The sequence below is a fragment of the Micromonospora sp. NPDC005194 genome, from assembly GCF_040608335.1.
Taxonomy (GTDB): Bacteria; Actinomycetota; Actinomycetes; order Mycobacteriales; family Micromonosporaceae; genus Micromonospora.
The window spans coordinates 52331-69231 of the sequence record NZ_JBEXIA010000007.1 but is presented as its reverse complement, the minus strand read 5'-3'; the positions used below and the strand labels follow the sequence as shown (position 1 = coordinate 69231).

At 72.4% G+C, this 16901-nt stretch carries 15 protein-coding genes; 7 read left to right on the top strand and 8 right to left on the bottom strand.

Features of this window, described 5'->3' with window-relative positions:
* The first annotated feature begins 126 nt into the window (after nt 1-126).
* On the top strand, nt 127-1953 hold the full coding sequence (locus tag ABZU53_RS08130; RefSeq protein ID WP_355064648.1) for a carboxypeptidase-like regulatory domain-containing protein: 1827 nt from the start codon (nt 127-129) through the stop codon (nt 1951-1953).
* 247 nt (nt 1954-2200) lie between these two features.
* Here the strand turns inward: ABZU53_RS08130 and ABZU53_RS08125 are convergent, their stop codons facing one another.
* The 4 genes from ABZU53_RS08125 to purS are packed head-to-tail and all read right to left on the bottom strand — an operon-like array spanning nt 2201 to nt 6605.
* The gene (locus tag ABZU53_RS08125; protein WP_354853897.1) at nt 2201-2956 is read right to left on the bottom strand and encodes a 2-phosphosulfolactate phosphatase; all 756 of its coding nucleotides are present in this window, start codon (nt 2954-2956) and stop codon (nt 2201-2203) included.
* A 4-nt stretch (nt 2957-2960) separates the two neighbouring features.
* Nucleotides 2961-5615, bottom strand: coding sequence for a phosphoribosylformylglycinamidine synthase subunit PurL (gene purL, locus ABZU53_RS08120; protein WP_355064646.1), 2655 nt, complete (start codon nt 5613-5615; stop codon nt 2961-2963).
* 46 nt (nt 5616-5661) lie between these two features.
* Nucleotides 5662-6345: a phosphoribosylformylglycinamidine synthase subunit PurQ gene (purQ, locus tag ABZU53_RS08115; RefSeq protein ID WP_355064644.1), complete on the bottom strand. Its 684-nt coding sequence runs from the start codon at nt 6343-6345 to the stop codon at nt 5662-5664.
* Entirely contained in the window at nt 6342-6605 is a 264-nt protein-coding gene (gene purS / locus ABZU53_RS08110; RefSeq protein ID WP_007454310.1) for a phosphoribosylformylglycinamidine synthase subunit PurS, read from the bottom strand. Before purS ends, purQ begins: the two co-directional genes overlap by 4 nt.
* Nucleotides 6606-6961: 356 nt before the next feature.
* Between purS and ABZU53_RS08105 the strand changes: the two genes are divergently transcribed.
* On the top strand, nt 6962-7645 hold the full coding sequence (locus ABZU53_RS08105) for a trypsin-like serine protease (RefSeq protein WP_354853466.1): 684 nt from the start codon (nt 6962-6964) through the stop codon (nt 7643-7645).
* Between the two features lie 23 nt (nt 7646-7668).
* Complete coding sequence (locus ABZU53_RS08100; RefSeq protein ID WP_354853464.1) at nt 7669-8232, top strand: YbjQ family protein; 564 nt, start codon at nt 7669-7671, stop codon at nt 8230-8232.
* 151 nt (nt 8233-8383) lie between these two features.
* On the opposite strand, the gene purB is transcribed toward ABZU53_RS08100, so the two are convergent.
* The 4 genes from purB to ABZU53_RS08080 all read right to left on the bottom strand — a co-directional run bounded on the left by purB (nt 8384) and on the right by ABZU53_RS08080 (nt 12625).
* Nucleotides 8384-9808, bottom strand: coding sequence for an adenylosuccinate lyase (gene purB / locus ABZU53_RS08095; RefSeq protein WP_355064642.1), 1425 nt, complete (start codon nt 9806-9808; stop codon nt 8384-8386).
* A 397-nt stretch (nt 9809-10205) separates the two neighbouring features.
* Nucleotides 10206-10547, bottom strand: a complete 342-nt coding sequence (locus ABZU53_RS08090) for a nuclear transport factor 2 family protein (protein WP_355064640.1) — start codon at nt 10545-10547, stop codon at nt 10206-10208.
* A gap of 2 nt (nt 10548-10549) precedes the next feature.
* Entirely contained in the window at nt 10550-11242 is a 693-nt protein-coding gene (locus tag ABZU53_RS08085; protein WP_354853457.1) for a hypothetical protein, read from the bottom strand.
* Between the two features lie 90 nt (nt 11243-11332).
* Nucleotides 11333-12625, bottom strand: a complete 1293-nt coding sequence (locus tag ABZU53_RS08080) for an acetyl-CoA C-acetyltransferase (protein ID WP_355064638.1) — start codon at nt 12623-12625, stop codon at nt 11333-11335.
* 55 nt (nt 12626-12680) lie between these two features.
* On the opposite strand from ABZU53_RS08080, the gene ABZU53_RS08075 reads away from it, so the two are divergent.
* From ABZU53_RS08075 to ABZU53_RS08060, 4 genes are all read left to right on the top strand, one after another.
* Entirely contained in the window at nt 12681-14039 is a 1359-nt protein-coding gene (locus tag ABZU53_RS08075; protein ID WP_354853451.1) for a 3-oxoacyl-ACP reductase, read from the top strand.
* Nucleotides 14039-15085 carry a MaoC/PaaZ C-terminal domain-containing protein gene (locus ABZU53_RS08070; protein WP_355064636.1) on the top strand — a complete coding sequence of 349 codons (1047 nt, stop codon included), beginning with the start codon at nt 14039-14041 and terminating at the stop codon, nt 15083-15085. The genes ABZU53_RS08075 and ABZU53_RS08070 overlap by 1 nt, the downstream gene beginning before the upstream one ends.
* Before the next feature lie 95 nt (nt 15086-15180).
* The gene (locus tag ABZU53_RS08065; RefSeq protein ID WP_354853446.1) at nt 15181-15933 is read left to right on the top strand and encodes an NUDIX domain-containing protein; all 753 of its coding nucleotides are present in this window, start codon (nt 15181-15183) and stop codon (nt 15931-15933) included.
* Nucleotides 15930-16901, top strand: coding sequence for a serine/threonine protein kinase (locus ABZU53_RS08060; protein ID WP_354853443.1), 972 nt, complete (start codon nt 15930-15932; stop codon nt 16899-16901). The genes ABZU53_RS08065 and ABZU53_RS08060 overlap by 4 nt, the downstream gene beginning before the upstream one ends.

The window sequence follows — 16901 nt, the reverse complement described above, 5'->3', positions numbered from 1 at the left end:
GGTGTGGTCGTAGCGCTGGTTGCCGGCGCTCTGCTCGCCGTCCCCGCCACACCAGCGATGGCCGCGCCCAAGGTCACAAACGTCTCAGCCTCCCCAGGCACCGTTCAAGCGGGCGGCGAGACGACAGTGAGTTACACGCTCAGCTTCGACGACCCGGTCGTTCCCACCGATGTCACTGTCAGCTCCGACAATCCCAAGCTTCAGTGCATTGAGGGTTGCTCGCAGGGCAACGTGACCGAGGCCAAGACCTACACGGCCAAGTTCAGGTTGGCGGACGACGCTTCGAACGGGTCTGCCCGCATCACCGTCAAGGCCAGTGCTGGGCTCGGGAACGGACAGGGTTCGACCACGGTCAACCTCACGGCCAAGGCTGCACCGCCGCCGACGCCGCAGCAGACGCAGACCGTGAAGTCGGTGTCCGGCAAGGTGGTCAAGAAGGCCGACAACACCGCGGTGCCGAATGCCTTCGTCGTCCTGCAGGACAGCGCCGGTCACCGCTACGACGCCCTGAGCGACGGCAGCGGCAACTTCCGCTTCACCGGAAGCACCTCCGCTCCGATCGCTCCCGGGCGTATCGACCTCGGCGCGTCCTCCGACAACATCAAGGCGTTCAAGAACTTCACCGCGAGTGCCGGGCAGTCCATCACCGGCCAGCGGATCAGCCTGGAGATCAAGGTCGAGGTGACGCCCAGCGCCACGCCGTCCGCCACCGCCGAGGCCCTCCCCACCGAGGAGGCGACCGAGGAGGATGGCGAGGAGCAGCCGTCCGAGGCGGCCAGCCCGGGCGCCCCGGCGAACGCCGCCAACGAGGACGACGGCGGCGGCTTCGGGTCGTACCTGATCATCCTGCTCGGCGGCCTGCTGGTCGCGGCCGGCGTCGGCACGATCGTGCTGCTCTGGATGAAGCGCCGCGAGAACGGCGACGACGATGACGAGCCGGCGACCGCTGGCGCGGCTGGCGCCGTGCCTGCGGCCCGGGGCGCCTTCCACGGGACTGACGACCAGACCCGGGTGGTCAACCGCGCCGGTGGCGGTCCCGACCCGACCATGGTCGGCGGCGCGGCGCTGAGCGAGGCGCCGACGATGATGCACCGCCCGGTGGTCGACGACGTCCCGCCGGACCCGTACGGAGCGCCAGCGCAGCCCTACGGCGCGGCGGGCCAGCAGGGCTGGGGTGGCACCGGCTACGGCGACGAGCCCGCTCCGGGCGGCTACGGCGCCGGTGGCTACGGCAACGCGCCGTCCTCGGGCGGCGGCTACGGCACGGCGGCAACGCCGGAGGGCGGCTACGGCGCCGGCCCGGCGGGGGACCCCTACGGTGCCGCACCCGGCTCGGGCGCGGGCTACGGCGGCGCTGCCGCCCCGGGTGGCGGCTACGGCAGCCGTGACTACACCGCCCCGGCCGGTGGCGCGGGCTACCCGCCCGCTCCCGCCGGTGGGGCGGGCTACGGCGAGCGTTTCGACGAGCCGACCGGCCGCTACACCGGTGACAGCACCCAGTACCCGGCTCCGGCCGACCCGTACGCCACCGGCGTCTACCAGCCGGAGCAGGATCCGGGCTACGGCCAGCCCGATCCGACGGCCCCGTACGGCGGCGGTCGCGCGGCGGAGCCGGCTGGCGGCTACGGCCAGCAGACCAGCGCGTACGACCAGGGCGGTTACGGCCAGCAGCAGGGCGGCGGGTACGACCAGGGCGGCTACGGCCAGGAGGCCCCGCAGCAACGCGGCGCCTACGACGACCGGGGCTACGACCAGGCCGGCTACGGCCAGCAGCAGGGCGGCGGGTACGACCAGGGCGGCTACGGCAAGGAAGCCCCGCAGCAACGCGGCGCCTACGACGACCGGGGCTACGACCAGGCCGGCTACGGCCAACAGCAGGGTGGCCGGGCCCGGCCGGACGGGCCGCCGCCCACCGAGCGGGGCGGCCGACGCCTCGACTGGCTGGACGACTGACCAGCACCACGGCACCGCAGCACGGCAGAACGGCCGCCCGGATCTCCGGGCGGCCGTTCCGTTGCGGGCGCTGGTCGCCCGGTCCTCCAGCGTGATCAACTCGTCTTCCAGGAAGGCGGGCTGTCCGCGTTACCTCGACACACCGACTTCCCGGAAACCGAGTTGATCACGCCCGGCACCGGACGGGCGCGGGCGCGGCGGGACGCGGATGTGGGCGCGGCGCGAGCGGGCCGGCGACCCGCGACGGTCAGGCGGCGGAGAACACGCCCTGGCGGAGAACCGGTACGACGTCCGACACGCCCACCCGGACCGCGACGTCGACGTCGGCGCCGAAGCCGCCCTCGGTCAACTCCCGACCGGACACGCTGCCGCGCACCGCGGCGGGCACGTCCGGAGTGCTGGCCAGCGCGGCGAGCGCCATGGCCGCCTCCACGGAGAGGCCACCCGGCACACCGGACAGGGCGTCCAGCACGCTCGCCGCGCCGAGCTGGTCCTCGACCGACGGTCGTAGCGACCCGTCCGGCCACCGCTCACCCGAGGCGACGACGCCGATGGGGGCGTCCGTCGTGCCGTACCCCTGGCGGCGCAGCCAACGCCCGACGGCGCGGGCGTTGCGCAGGCACGCCGCGACCACCGGCAGCCCGGTGGCGCTGGCGGCCGCGCTGATCGCGGAGCCGTTCGGTGAGGGCAGCACCAGGTCCGCCACGACGGGCGCGGCGCTCAACGCGGCGGGTGAGAGCGACCACGGATGGTCGGCTGTCACCCGGCGACGGCCCACCGCCGCGACCGCGCCGACCCGCACCGCGTACTCGGCGGCCTGCTCGCCCCACGGGAACGGGTGCACCCGCATGCCCCGGGCGACCGCCACCTCGACGGCGGTGGTGAACGAGAGGACGTCCACCACCACCAGCGCCGCGCAGACGCGGCCGAGTTCGGCCGCCCCGGTCAGGCCCCAGTCGAAGCGGGCACCCGACCCGGGCTGGCCGTAGACGGCCGCCGTCAACGCCTCAGCGCTCGTCAGGCGACGGCTCGGCGGCACCGGGGTCAGACTCGGACGATTCGCCCGGCTGCTCCGACCCGACCGGGTCGACAGCTCCGGTCTGCGGGGACGGACCGGCCGAGGCGATCGGCTCGGAGAGCACCTCCGACGCGTCCACCGGCTCGGCCGGGGCACCCGGCAGCGGCACGGCCTCGACCGCGCCCGCCACGCCGGCGGCCGGCGCGGGCACGTCGACGGCCGCAGCGCCGCCGAAGAGGCGCGGCAGGGTCTCGGTGTGCGCGGCGCGCAGCTCGTCCAGACCGATCCGGAACTGGCCGTGCACCTCCAGCGCACCGCCGGTCGGGTCGGTGACGCCGATCAGCTCGAACGGCACCCCCCGCTCGGCGCAGAGCGCCGCGAACGCCTTGTCGTGGCCACGCGGCACCGACACCAGCGCCCGCGTGGCGGACTCGCTGAACAGGTAGACGAACGGCATCGAACCGTCGGCGAACTGCTCGGGCACGGCGATCCGTGCGCCGACGCCACGCCGCAGGCAGGACTCGACCAGGCTCTGGGCGAGGCCACCGTCGGACAGGTCGTGCGCCGAACTGAGGTGACCCACCCGGGCCGCCTCGGCCAGCAGGTCGGCCAGCGCCTTCTCGCGAAGCAGGTCGACCTGCGGCGGGATGCCGCCGAGGTGCTCGTGCGTCACCCAGGCCCACTCCGAGCCGGACAGCTCCACATTCGTCTCGCCGAGCAGGTAGAGCTGGTCGTGGTCGCCGCCGGGACGCGGGACGAAGCCCATCGGCACCCGGTCGGCCACGTTGTCCAGCACACCCAGCACACCGACCACCGGGGTCGGGTGGATGGCCGCCGCGCCGGTCTGGTTGTAGAAGCTGACGTTGCCACCGGTGACCGGGATGCCCAGCTCCAGGCAGCCGTCCGCCAGGCCGCGCACGGCCTCGGCGAACTGCCACATCACGCCCGGGTCCTCCGGGGAGCCGAAGTTGAGGCAGTTGGTGACGGCGATCGGCTTCGCGCCGGTCACCGCCACATTCCGGTACGCCTCGGCCAGGGCCAGCTTGGTGCCGTTGTACGGGTCGAGCCGGGCGTACCGGCCGTTGCCGTCGACCGACAGCGCCACGCCGAGCCCGGTCCGCTCGTCGATCCGGATCACGCCGCCGTCCTCCGGCTGCGCGAGCACTGTGTTGCCCAGCACGTAGCGGTCGTACTGCTCGGTGACCCAGGTCTTGTCGGCCAGGTTCGGCGACGCGATCATGCGCAGCACGGTCTCCCGCAGCGCCTCCGGGTCGGCCGGGCGGGGCAGCGTCTCGGCCCGGTCGGCCTGGAGCAGGATCAGGTCGGCCGGCTCCCGCATCGGTCGGGCATACACCGGGCCGTCGTCGACAAGCGAACCCGGCGGCACGTCGACGACCAGGTGGTCCTGCCAGGTGATCAGCAGTCGACCCGGGCGGCCGTCCGGCTCCGGGGCGGTGACCTCGCCGATCGCGGTGCCGAGGACGCCCCACTTCTCACAGGTCTTGAGCACCGCGTCGAGCTTGTCCGGCTCGACGACCAGCAGCATCCGCTCCTGCGACTCGCTGGCCAGGATCTCGTGCGGGTCCATCGAGGGCTCCCGCAGCGGCACCCGCTCCAGCCAGACCCGCATGCCGGTGCCGGCAGCAGCGGCAGTCTCGGTGAGCGCGCAGGTCAGGCCGGCGCCACCGAGGTCCTGGATACCGACGACCAGCTGACCGTCGTACAGCTCCAGGCACGCCTCGATCAGCAGCTTCTCGGTGAACGGGTCGCCGACCTGCACGGCCGGGCGACGGGCCTCGCTGCCCTCGTCGAAGGTGGCGCTGGCCAGCACCGACACGCCGCCGATGCCGTCCCGGCCGGTCTTGGCACCCATCAGCACCACGACGTTGCCGGGGCCCGCGGCGGCCTTGTTCTGCAGCCGGTCGACCGGCAGTACGCCCAGGCAAAGCGCGTTGAGCAGCGGGTTGCCCTGGTAGGACGGGTCGAAGACCAGCTCGCCGCCGATGTTGGGCAGGCCGAGGCAGTTGCCGTAGCCACCCACGCCGGCGACCACGCCGGTGAGCACCCGAGCGGTGTCCGGGTGGTCCGCGGCACCGAAGCGCAGCGGATCCATGACCGCGATCGGGCGGGCACCCATGGCGAGGATGTCCCGGACGATGCCGCCGACGCCGGTCGCCGCGCCCTGGTACGGCTCGACGAAGCTCGGGTGGTTGTGCGACTCGACCTTGAAGGTCACCGCCAGCTCGTCGGAGACCTGCACCACGCCAGCGTTCTCGCCGATGCCGGCGAGCAGCCGGTCGCTGTGCGGGGCCTTCTCACCGAACTGGCGCAGGTGCACCTTGCTCGACTTGTAGGAGCAGTGCTCGCTCCACATGATCGAGTACATCGCCAGCTCGGACTGCGTGGGTCGACGGCCGAGGATCTGCCGGATCCGGTCGTACTCGTCGTCGCGCAGACCCAGCTCGGTGTACGGCTGCAACTCGCCCGGCGTGCCACCGGCGCGCGGCACGGTGTCCACGCCGTCGGTCCAGTCGGCGGTCGCCGGCTGGGACGGAGCGGCGGGCTGCGCCAGCGGCTCGGTCGGCTGCGCCGGGGCGGAGTACGCCTCCGGAGTGTCCCGTACCGGGTCCGGATGGGTGGTCATGACCTCTCCTCGCTGCGCTCGTGCCCGCCTGACCGACTCCTCGCGTTCACGCGGGCGCCCCCACCAGGTGCTTGAGGACCGAGGTGAAGAAGCCCAGGCCGTCCAGCGAGGGGCCGGTGAGCGCCTCCACCGCGTGCTCGGGGTGCGGCATGATGCCGACAACGTTGCCGGCGGAGTTCGTGATGGCCGCGATGTCGCGCAGCGACCCGTTGGGGTTGCCGCCGACGTAGCGCGCGACGACCCGCCCCTCGGCTTCGAGCTGGTCCAGCGTCGCGGTGTCGGCGACGTAGCAGCCCTCGCCGTTCTTCACGGGGATGAGGATCTCCTGGCCGGGCTGGAACGCGTTGGTCCACGCCGTGCCGGCCGACTCGACGCGCAGGACCTGGTCCCGGTTGCGGAAGTGCAGGTGCTGGTTGCGGGTGAGCGCGCCGGGCAGCAGGTGCGCCTCGCAGAGGATCTGGAAGCCGTTGCAGATGCCGAGCACCGGCAGGCCACCGCGGGCGGCGTCCACGAGCGTCTCCATCACCGGGGCGAACCGGGCGATGGCGCCGCAGCGCAGGTAGTCACCGTAGGAGAAGCCGCCGGGCAGCACGACCGCGTCCACACCGTGCAGATCCTCATCGCCGTGCCAGAGCCGGACCGGCTCGGCGCCGGCGATCCGGACGGCGCGGGCGGCATCCCCGTCGTCGAGCGAGCCGGGGAAGGTGACCACACCGACCCGGGCGGTCACGAGCGGGCGTCCGCGGTCTCGTCGGTCTCGACCAGGCGGACGGTGAAGTCCTCGATGACCGGGTTGGCGAGCAGCTTGTCGGCGATCTCCCGGGCCCGGTCCAGGTCCGGTTCACCGGTGAAGTCGATCTCGATGCGCCGGCCGATCCGCACTGAGGCGACGTCGCTGACGCCGAGCCGGGGCAGCGCGTTTGCGACGGCCTGGCCCTGCGGATCGAGGATCTCGGGCTTGAGCATGACGTCGACGACGACGCGAGGCACTGGGCACTCCTGACTGTGTACGCAGTTGGGTGCCGACCCACAACGGGCGAGCGCAGCCAGCGTACCTGGCAGATACCGTCGCGGACGCACCGGCCGGGCGCAGTTCAGGCAGTGATCCACATAACCGGCGGCGGGTGCGGCCGGCGGGGCGGGACAGGCGGCCCCAGCAGGGCATATACGGCGCGCTGGGTAGCCGAATCGTTACATTCGTTGATCTCGATAAGCTTCTTGAAAACGATGCTCGTCGGCCCTACAGTACATCGACATCACTCGATGCCAGCGGCGGCGGGGATCTCCCGCTGTCGCCACCGGGCACCCGGCGACCCCGGGCCCCAGCCCCTCCAAGGAGTCCACCGATGCGCGTTCGTCCCCTGCTCGCCCTGATCAGCACCGCGCTGGTCGGCGCCCTCGCCGCCGCGTCCGGCGCGTCCGCCGCCCCGGCCGGCCCCCAACCCATCATCGGCGGCGGCACCGTGTCGTCCGCCCCCTGGGCCGCCGCCGTGCTGAGCAACGGCTCGTTCACCTGCTCGGGCAGCGTGATCGCCGCGCAGTGGGTGCTCACCGCCCGACACTGCATCAGCGGCACGATGTCGGTCCGGGTCGGCAGCGTCTACCGCGCCTCGGGCGGGGTCACCCGTACCGTCAGCGCCACCTACACCCGTAACGACCTGGCCCTCATGCGGCTCTCCAGCACCGTCAGCACCTCGGCGGTGTCCCTGGCCAGCAGCAACCCGCCCGTCGGCTCGACCAACTCGATCTACGGGTGGGGCATGACCTGCTACAGCGGGTGCGACGCCTCCAGCCAGCTCAAGACCGCCACCGTCCAGGTGACCAGCAACAGCGCAACCGACGCGTACGGCGGGCAGGCGATCCGCAGCAGCCGGATCAACGGCAACGCCTGGCGGGGCGACTCGGGCGGGCCGCAGTTCTACAACGGCCAGCAGGTCGGTGTGGCCTCCACGGCCGACGGCTCCTCCATCCAGAACTACGGCAGTGTCGCGTACAACCGGGCCTGGATCACCTCGGTGGCCGGTGTCTGACCGTTAGCGCCCGCGCGGCGCGGATGGTCGCCGGCGTGCCGACCGTCCGCGCCGCGTCGTTTTGCAGCATCCGATCAGGTGAACACGGCACCCGATCGGGTCGCGCAACTCCTGACAGCATCGGAACCGTGCTGGTCGTGACGACAGAGCAACTGCCCGGCTACGAGATCCGCCAGATTCTCGGTGAGGTGGTGTCATCGATGGCCAGGACGCGCAACCCGTACCGCGAGGGTGTCAAGAATCTGCGCGGTGGCGCGTACGACCCGATGGCGCCGGACAACCTGACCCGCTGGCGTACCGACTCCGTGACCCGCCTCGGCGAGGAGGCCCTGCGGCTCGGCGCGAACGCCGTGATCGGCATGCGCTTCGACAGCCGGGACTGCGGTGAGATGTGGATGGAGATCTGCGCGTACGGCACGGCGGTTATCGCCGTACCCACGATGCCCCAGGTCATGCCGGCCGACCAGCCGGCGGTGGCGGCGGAGACCGCCACCGACCCGGCCTTCGCCGAGTCTCTCGGCGGCATCGCCGAACCCGCAAGCGGCCCCAACCTACGAACAGCCGCAGAAACCCCCACCGGCGACTAACCCGACCCTCGCTGCCGGCCCCTCGCCACCCGGTTGATCATGAAGTTATTGCCCTGCGCGTCGGCGTGTCGCGGCAATAACTTCATGATCAACGAACGCTGGGGCGGGACGAACGCTGGGGCGCGGGGGCGAGGGGGGGGAGTCGGCGGGGTTAGAGGATGGGGGGTGGGGTGTAGGTTGCGGCTTCCGGGTGGGTTTCTACCACCTTGGTGATGCGGCGGGTTACCGCTTCCACCTGGGTCTTCGCCGCTCCGACGAAGGCGGTGCGGTCGGCGACCAGGGTGTCGATGTCGGCGCGGGACAGGCCCAGGCGGCCGTCGGCGGCCAGGCGGTCGAACAGGTCGTTCTCCGGGGCGCCCTTCTCGCGCATGGCCAGCGCCACGGCGACCGCATGCTCCTTGATCACCTCGTGCGCGACCTCCCGGCCGACGCCACGCCGGACCGCCGCCACCAGGATCTTGGTGGTCGCCAGGAAGGGCAGGAACCGCTCCAACTCCCGGTTGATCACCGCCGGGTAAGCGCCGAACTCGTCGAGCACGGTCAGGAAGGTCTGGAACAGCCCGTCGGCGGCGAAGAACGCGTCCGGCAGAGCCACCCGGCGGACCACCGAGCAGGACACGTCGCCCTCGTTCCACTGGTCACCGGCCAGCTCGCCGACCATCGACAGGTAACCCCGGATGATCACCGCGAAGCCGTTCACCCGCTCCGACGAACGGGTGTTCATCTTGTGCGGCATCGCGCTGGAGCCGACCTGACCCGGCTTGAAGCCCTCGGTCACCAGCTCCTGACCGACCATCAGCCGGATCGTGGTGGCCAGCGAGGACGGCGCGGCGGCGGTCTGCGCCAGCGCCGACAGCACGTCGAAGTCCAACGAGCGCGGGTAGACCTGCCCGACGCTGTCGAGCACCCGCGCGAAGCCCAGGTGCTCGGCGACCCGTCGCTCCAGCTCGGCGACCTTGTCGGCGTCACCGTCGAAGAGGTCGAGCTGGTCGGCGGCCGTGCCAACCGGCCCCTTGATGCCGCGCAGCGGGTAGCGGTCGATCAGGTCCTCCAGCCGCTCGTACGCGATCAGCAGCTCCTCCGCCGCCGACGCGAAGCGCTTGCCAAGCGTGGTGGCCTGCGCGGCCACGTTGTGCGAGCGGCCGGTCATGACCAGCTCGGAGTGCTCGTACGCCAGCCGGGCCAACCGGGCCAGGGTGGCCACCACCCGGTCGCGGATCAGCTCCAACGAGGCCCGCACCTGGAGCTGCTCGACGTTCTCGGTGAGATCCCGGGAGGTCATTCCCTTGTGCACATGCTCGTGCCCGGCGAGGGCGCTGAACTCCTCGATGCGGGCCTTGACGTCGTGCCGGGTGACCCGCTCCCGCTCCGCGATCGAGGCGAGGTCGACCTGGTCGAGCACCCGCTCGTACGCCTCGACCACGCCGTCCGGGACGGGCACGCCGAGGTCGCGCTGGGCACGGAGCACGGCAAGCCAGAGCCGCCGCTCCATCCGGACCTTCTCCTCGGGCGACCAGAGGGCGACCAACTCGGGTGAGGCGTACCGGTTGGCGAGCACGTTCGGGATCGTCGTCACGTACCTCATTCTCGCGTACGCGCCGGTCGCAGCCCCAGCCAACCCGGCCCACCGGCCGGTCGGCGGGACGGGTCGGGTCAGGTCACACCCGCGGGGTGTCGTGCACGGCCGCACTCACGCGGCCTGGCCCTGCCGGCCCACGACGTTGCGATCCTCGCCCGGTCCGAAGACCGGGCGCAGCTTGGCGGATTTCTACTGACCGGGGCGGCGAGCCGATGTGCATTGCCTCGGTCAGGTCGCTCAGGGCTGCTTCGAAGCGACCGTCGGCAACGGCCAGCAGCCACGGGCTGGGCATTTCCCCTGGGCGGACGACCCTCAGCATTCGCGGCCTCGGTGGAGCGATTCCTCCCCTTGGTCGGACGGCAGGCCACGCAGGTTACTCCGACCGGGTTTGGTGTCAGCTCGCGTACGCCTGCATTGAAGTGATCATGGCTTGGTCGTCGAAGGTCATGGTGTCGATGACCTCTCTGGTGGGGCCGTCGGCTGGTGTGGCGCGGAAATGGAACGCGGCGTGGTGGTCGGCGATCGCCACCATGACCAGTTCCATTGTCCGTTGCTCGGTGAGCACGCCGGCAAAGTGCTGCTGGATGGCCGTTCGGCCGGTGACTGGGGATCCGCCAGCGGGGTCATACAGACGGCCATCCGGTGTGTAGAGATCCGCCAGCGCGGTAGCGTCGGCGGCGCCGACGGCGGCGAGGTGTGCCTCGATGGTGGCCCTGATCTGCTCCTTGCTGGCCACGATCAACTGTCGCTTTCCGCCGAAGGACCCGGAGCCGAGGCAGGTCGCGCTTGCCGGTCGAGGACGACGCAGAGGACCCCGGTGTAGCCGGTCGTCGGATCTCCTTGCAGGTCCAGGATCATCTGCTCACCGCCGTCGGCAAAGATGCTGTCGGTGGCGTTGGTGGTGTCGCGCTGCGGCCGGCCCCGATAGGGCGGGCGACTGAAAACCTCGTCGGTGACCCTGTCGGGAAAGTAGAGCTGCGTGGTCACCGAGCGGTCGCCGAGGTGCGCGATGAGGTGGATGTGCACGGTGCGGCTGGCGTACCAGCCCGGGTAGATCGTGTTGAACGCGCACATCCCGCGCTCGTCGGTGCGCTGGCTGCCCCGCAGGTACGTCTCACCGGCGGCGATCACGTCGTGCGGCACCGACTCCGAGGTGACCACCTGTCCCGGCCTCGCTTCGAATGGCTGGAAGCCGGAGTATCGGCCCACGTGGTCGGCCTGCCAGACTTCGACGAGGACGTCCGCGAGGGGGGTGGTGGCGTCCGCCGCCAATAGGCGTAGCCCAAGGCGCAGCGGGAGACCATCGCGGTCCTCGGTGATCTCCCGCCGCTCGGGATGCACAGCTCGGTGGTATGGGCCCTGCGTCTGCTCGACCAACAACCGGCAGGTGACTCCGGTCGAGGCCAGTAGTTCGACGAGGTCCTCCTCCACCGTGCCAGTATCGTCCGCCGTTCGTTGCGACGCCCGCGGTTTGCCGCCCGCTGCGACCGGACGACGTACAGGTTGATCGACAGGGACGCCTCAGCGCTCCAGGATCGCCGTCACGCCCTGGCCGCCGGCCGCGCAGATGGAGATCAGCCCGCGCCCGCTGCCCTTCTCGGCCAGCAGCTTGGCCAGCGTGGCCACGATCCGGCCGCCGGTGGCGGCGAACGGGTGCCCGGCGGCCAGGGACGAGCCGTTGACGTTGAGCCGGTCGGTGTCGATCGCGCCCAACGGGGCGTCCAGTCCCAGCCGGTCCTTGCAGAACTCCGGCGATTCCCAGGCGGCGAGGGTGGCCAGCACCTGCGAGGCGAACGCCTCGTGGATCTCGTAGTAGTCGAAGTCCTGCAACGTCAGCCCGGCGCGGGCCAGCATCCGCGGCACCGCGTACGCGGGGGCCATCAGCAGCCCTTCGTCGCCGTGCACGAAGTCCACGGCCGCCGTCTCCGACAGGCTGAACCAGGCCTGCACCGGCAGGTGGTGCGCGGCGGCCCACTCCTCGCTGGCCAGCAGCACCGTGGACGCGCCGTCGGTGAGCGGCGACGAGTTCCCGGCGGTCATGGTGGCGTGCTCGGCGTCCGGGCCACGGGTGCCGAAGACGGGTCGCAGCGCGCCGAGCTTGTCCAGACTGCTGTCCGGGCGGAGGTTCGCATCGCGGGTGAGCCCCAGGTAGGGCGTCATCAGATCGTCGAAGAAACCCCTGTCGTACGCGGCGGCGAGCCGCTGGTGCGAGCGCAGTGCCAGCTCGTCCTGCGAGCGCCGGTCGATCTGCCAGCGCAGCGCGGTGCGGGCGGCGTGGTCCCCCATGGACAGGCCGGTACGCGGCTCGGCGTTGCGCGGGATCTCCGGCTTGAACGGCTGGAGCGGGCGCAGCTTCGCGGCGACCTTCAGCCGCTGGCCGAGCGTCCGGGCGGAGTTGAGTTTGAGCAGCGTGCGCCGCATCTCCTCGTTGACCGCGAGCGGCGCGTCGGAGGTGGTGTCGACACCGCCGGCGATGCCGACGTCGAGCTGACCGAGGGCGATCTTGTTGGCGACGAGGATCGCCGCCTCCAGGCCGGTGCCGCAGGCCTGCTGGATGTCGTACGCGGGGGTGTGCGGGTCGAGCCGGGACCCGAGGACCACCTCGCGGGTGAGGTTGAAGTCGCGGGAGTGCTTGAGCACAGCCCCGGTGACCACCTCGCCGACCCGCTGCCCGGCCAGCCCGTACCGGGCGATCAGACCGTCGAGCGCCGCGCCGAGCAGGTCCGCGTTGGACGCGTCCGCGTAGCGGGAGTTGGAACGGGCGAAGGGGATGCGGTTGCCCCCGATGACCGCGACCCGCCGGATGCTCTGCACGATCCGCCTCCTCGACAAGTGTTGCTCGAACCTTACTCGCCAGTAGGCTACGCCCATGACCGACAGGTACGCGAGCTTCGTCCAATCGGCCGCCGGCCGCGCGCTGGTCAAGCGCCTCGGGCTGCCCGACCCGCCGCGACTGCGCCGACACCACCCCGGCGACCCGCTGCTGACCGGGCCGGTCCTGCTCGGCGCGGCCAGCGGCGGCCGGCTCGCCGAGCCGGTCACCACGATCCTGGCCGCCGCCGGGGTCGAGCTGCGCGACACCGGCACGGCCGAGGCACAGGACCGCTTCGGCGCCCTGGTGTACGACGCCACCGGCATCACCGACTCGACCCAGCTGCGTCAGCTCTACGACTTCTTCCACCCGCAGGCCCGGGCCCTGCTGCCCAGTGGCCGGGTGATCGTGCTCGGCACCCCGCCCGACGAGTGCCCGACACCGCGTGCGGCGACCGCGCAGCGCGCCCTGGAAGGGCTGGTCCGCAGCATCGGCAAGGAGTTCGGTCGGGGCACCACCGCCCAGCTCGTCTATGTGACAGGCGACACGAGCGCCGCCGGCACCCGCACAAGCCTCGAATCGACCCTCCGCTTCCTCCTGTCCGGCCGGTCGGCGTACGTCTCCGGGCAGGTCATCCGGGTCGGCGCCGGCGCGGCGAGCGCCCCGGCCGACTGGGACCGGCCGCTGGACGGGCAGGTCGTGCTGGTCACCGGGGCTGCCCGGGGTATCGGCGCGGCCCTCGCCCGGGTCCTCGCCCGCGACGGCGCGCAGGTGGTCGCCCTGGACGTCCCGGCGGCCGGGGACGCCCTCGCCGCGGTGGCGAACGAGATCGGCGGTACGGCAGTCCAGCTCGACCTGACCGCGCCGGACGCGCCGACCCGCCTCGCCGACCACCTGGCCAGCCGGCACGGTCGGGTCGACGCGGTGGTGCACAACGCCGGCATCACCCGGGACAAGACGCTCGGCCGGATGGACGCCGACCGGTGGGACCAGGTCATCGACGTCAACCTGTCCAGTCAGGAGCGGATCAACGACGTGCTGCTGGAGCGGGAGCTGATCCCGGCCGGCGGGCGGATCATCGGCGTCTCCTCGATCGCCGGGATCGCCGGTAACCGGGGGCAGACCAACTACGCCACCAGCAAGGCCGGCGTGATCGGCGTGGTCGACTCGCTCGCCCCGGCCCTGCGCGACCGGGGAATCAGCGTGAACGCGGTGGCCCCCGGCTTCATCGAGACCCGGATGACCGCCCGCATCCCGTTGGTCGTCCGCGAGGCGGGCCGGCGGATGAACAGCCTGGCTCAGGGCGGGCTGCCGGTGGACGTGGCCGAGACGATCGGCTGGCTGGCCTGGCCGGCCAGCGGCGCGGTCAGCGGCAACGTCGTCCGGGTCTGCGGCCAGAGCCTGCTGGGGGCGTGATGGGCAAACGGAGAGAGCCGGACGACCTGTCGGTCCACGAGCTGATCGAGGGCCCGACCGAGATCCTGTCGCGCGAGACGCTGGACGCGATCCGCCGGCCGGAGGCCGTCGGCGCCGACCTGAGCATCGAGCAGACGCACGACTTGAGCGCGTCGGCGGCCGAGGTGACCAGTGACCTCAGCGGTGCCGGTGCGGCCGGCGCGGGCGGCCGGACGCGCGTCGAGCTGCCCCGGATGCCCGCGCCCGGCGCGCTGTACCGGCGGGCCGCGCTCGGCGCGCTGCCCGGACTCGGTGGGCGGCGCGGCGCCGACCTGCCGGCGGTCGAGTTCACCGTGGCCGGGGTACGGACCGACCGGGCGCACCTGGCCGACTACGACCGGGTCTGCGGGTTCCGGCTCACCGATCGGCTGCCCGCGACGTTCCCGCACATCCTGGGCTTTCCGCTGACCCTGCGACTGATGACCGCGCCGGGCTTTCCCATCCCGCTGACCGGCGTGGTGCACGTCGGCAACCGGATCACCGTGCACCGCCCGATCACCGCCGACGAGGCCCTCGACTTCACGACGTTCGCCGAGAACCTGCGTCCGCACGACCGGGGGCGGCAGGTGGACGTGGTGCTGGTCGGATCGGTCGACGGCGAGGAGGTCTGGCGCGGCGTCTCGACGTACCTGGGCCGGGAGCGCACACCCGGCGGACGGGATCGGGGCGAGCGTCCGACCGCGCCCACGGCCACGGCCCGCTGGCGGGTGGAACCCCGCGTCGGCACGGAGTACGCGCGGGTCTCCGGGGACCACAACCCGATCCACACCTCCCGGCTCGGGGCGCGGCTGTTCGGCTTCCGCCGGCCGATCGCGCACGGCATGTGGAGCAAGGCGCGCTGCCTCGCGGCGCTGGAGACCCGGCTGCCGGGCGCCTGCACCGTCGAGGTGGCGTTCAAGCTGCCCGTACCGCTGCCGAGCACTGTGGACTTCACCCTCCTGCCGGACGGGGCATTCGCCCTGCACGACTCGCGCGGCCGACCGCACCTGGCGGGTCTCGTGCGCTGACGCGTCCCTGCCGATCCTGATTCGGGCTTGGCAGGGGCGTACGTCTGCGCTACGTTGTTCTCATAACGAGATGTTCTCAGGATGAGAGAGACCAGATGAACGAGCAGGACTTCCTGGCCGCGTACGACCCGCGGGCCTACCCGTCGGTCGCCGTGACCGTCGACGTGGTGGCGCTGACCATCCGCGACGGTGCCCTGCACCTGCTGCTGATCCGGCGCGGCGAGGCGCCCTTCGCGGGGCACTGGGCACTGCCCGGCGGCTTCGTCCGCCCCGACGAGGACCTGACCGCCGGCGCTCGACGGGAGCTGGCCGAGGAGACCGGGCTCGGCGGGGAGGGGCTCCGGCGCGTACACCTGGAGCAGTTGGGCAGCTATGGCGACCCCGACCGTGACCCGCGGATGCGCGTCGTCTCGATCGCCCACCTCGCGTTCGCCCCCGACCTGCCCGACCCGGCCGCCGGCACCGACGCCGACGAGGCGATCTGGCTGCCGGTGACCGCGCTGACCAGCCGGCAGCTCGCCTTCGACCACGGCCGCATCATCGACGACGCGCTGGAGCGGGCCCGGTCCAAGCTGGAGTACACCCCGCTCGCCACCCGCTTCCTCGCCGCCGAGTTCACGATCAGCGAGCTGCGCGCCGTCTACGAGACGGTCTGGGGGCACCCGCTGCACGCCGGCAACTTCCACCGCAAGGTGCTCTCCGTGCCGGGCTTCGTGGAGAGCACCGGCACCAGCACCGAGCGCGGCGGGGCCCGAGGTGGCCCGCGCGCACGGCTCTACCGGGCCGGCGACGCCCGCCTGCTGCACCCGGCGCTGCTGCGCCCCGCCCGCGAGGAGACGGTGCGGTGAGGGCCGCGGAGGCCATCGGCCTGGTCGCGGCCGCCCGCACCGACGCCGATCTGTTCGGCGCCGACCAGCCGGCCCGCCGCTACCGCGAGCTGGTCGCGGCCCTGCACCCCGACCGCCTGCCGACCGACCCGGCGGTACGCGCCGAAGCCCTCGACGCGTTCATCCACGTCACCACCCGGTGGCGGGCCCGGCGGGTCACCGTCCTCGGCGACTACCGCCTCGGCACGCCGGCCCACTCGGGCGACCTGGCCGACCTCTACGACGTGGGCGACGACCGGCTGCTCAAACTCCCCCGACGGCCCACCGACAACGACCTGATGGCCCGCGAGGCGCACGCCCTGCGCACCATCGCCGAGCGCGGCGACCCGCGCTACCTGCCGTACGTGCCTCGGCTCGTCGACGAATTCCCGCACCGCGACGCCACCTCCGGTGCCGAACGGCGGATCACCGTGCTCGCCACCGCACCCGGCCTGCACGACCTCGACGAGGTGCGGCGCGCGTACCCCGACGGGTTGGACGCCCGGGACGTGGCCTGGATGTGGCGGCGGCTGCTGGTGGTGCTCGGCCTGGCCCACCGGGCGGGCGTGGTGCACGGCGCGGTCCTGCCGCGACACGTGCTGATCGAGCCGGACGCCCACGGCGTGGTGCTTGTCGACTGGTGCTTCTCCGCAGCCGTCGGCAGCACGATCCCGGCGCTGGTGCCGGGCCAGGAGGACTGGTATCCGGAGGAGGTCCCCGGCAAACGGCCCTGCGGCCCGGGCACCGACATCGCGATGGCCAGCCGCTGCATGAGCTGGCTGATGGGGCCGCGCGCACCCCGCGAGCTGCACGCCTTCGCGCAGGGTTGCCGGCAGCGGCCCCTGGACGCCCGCCCCGACGACGCCTGGCGTCTGCTGCGCGAACTCGACCAGGTGCTGGACCGGCTCTACGGGCCACGCACCTTCCGACCGTTCACCCGCACCCCCTAG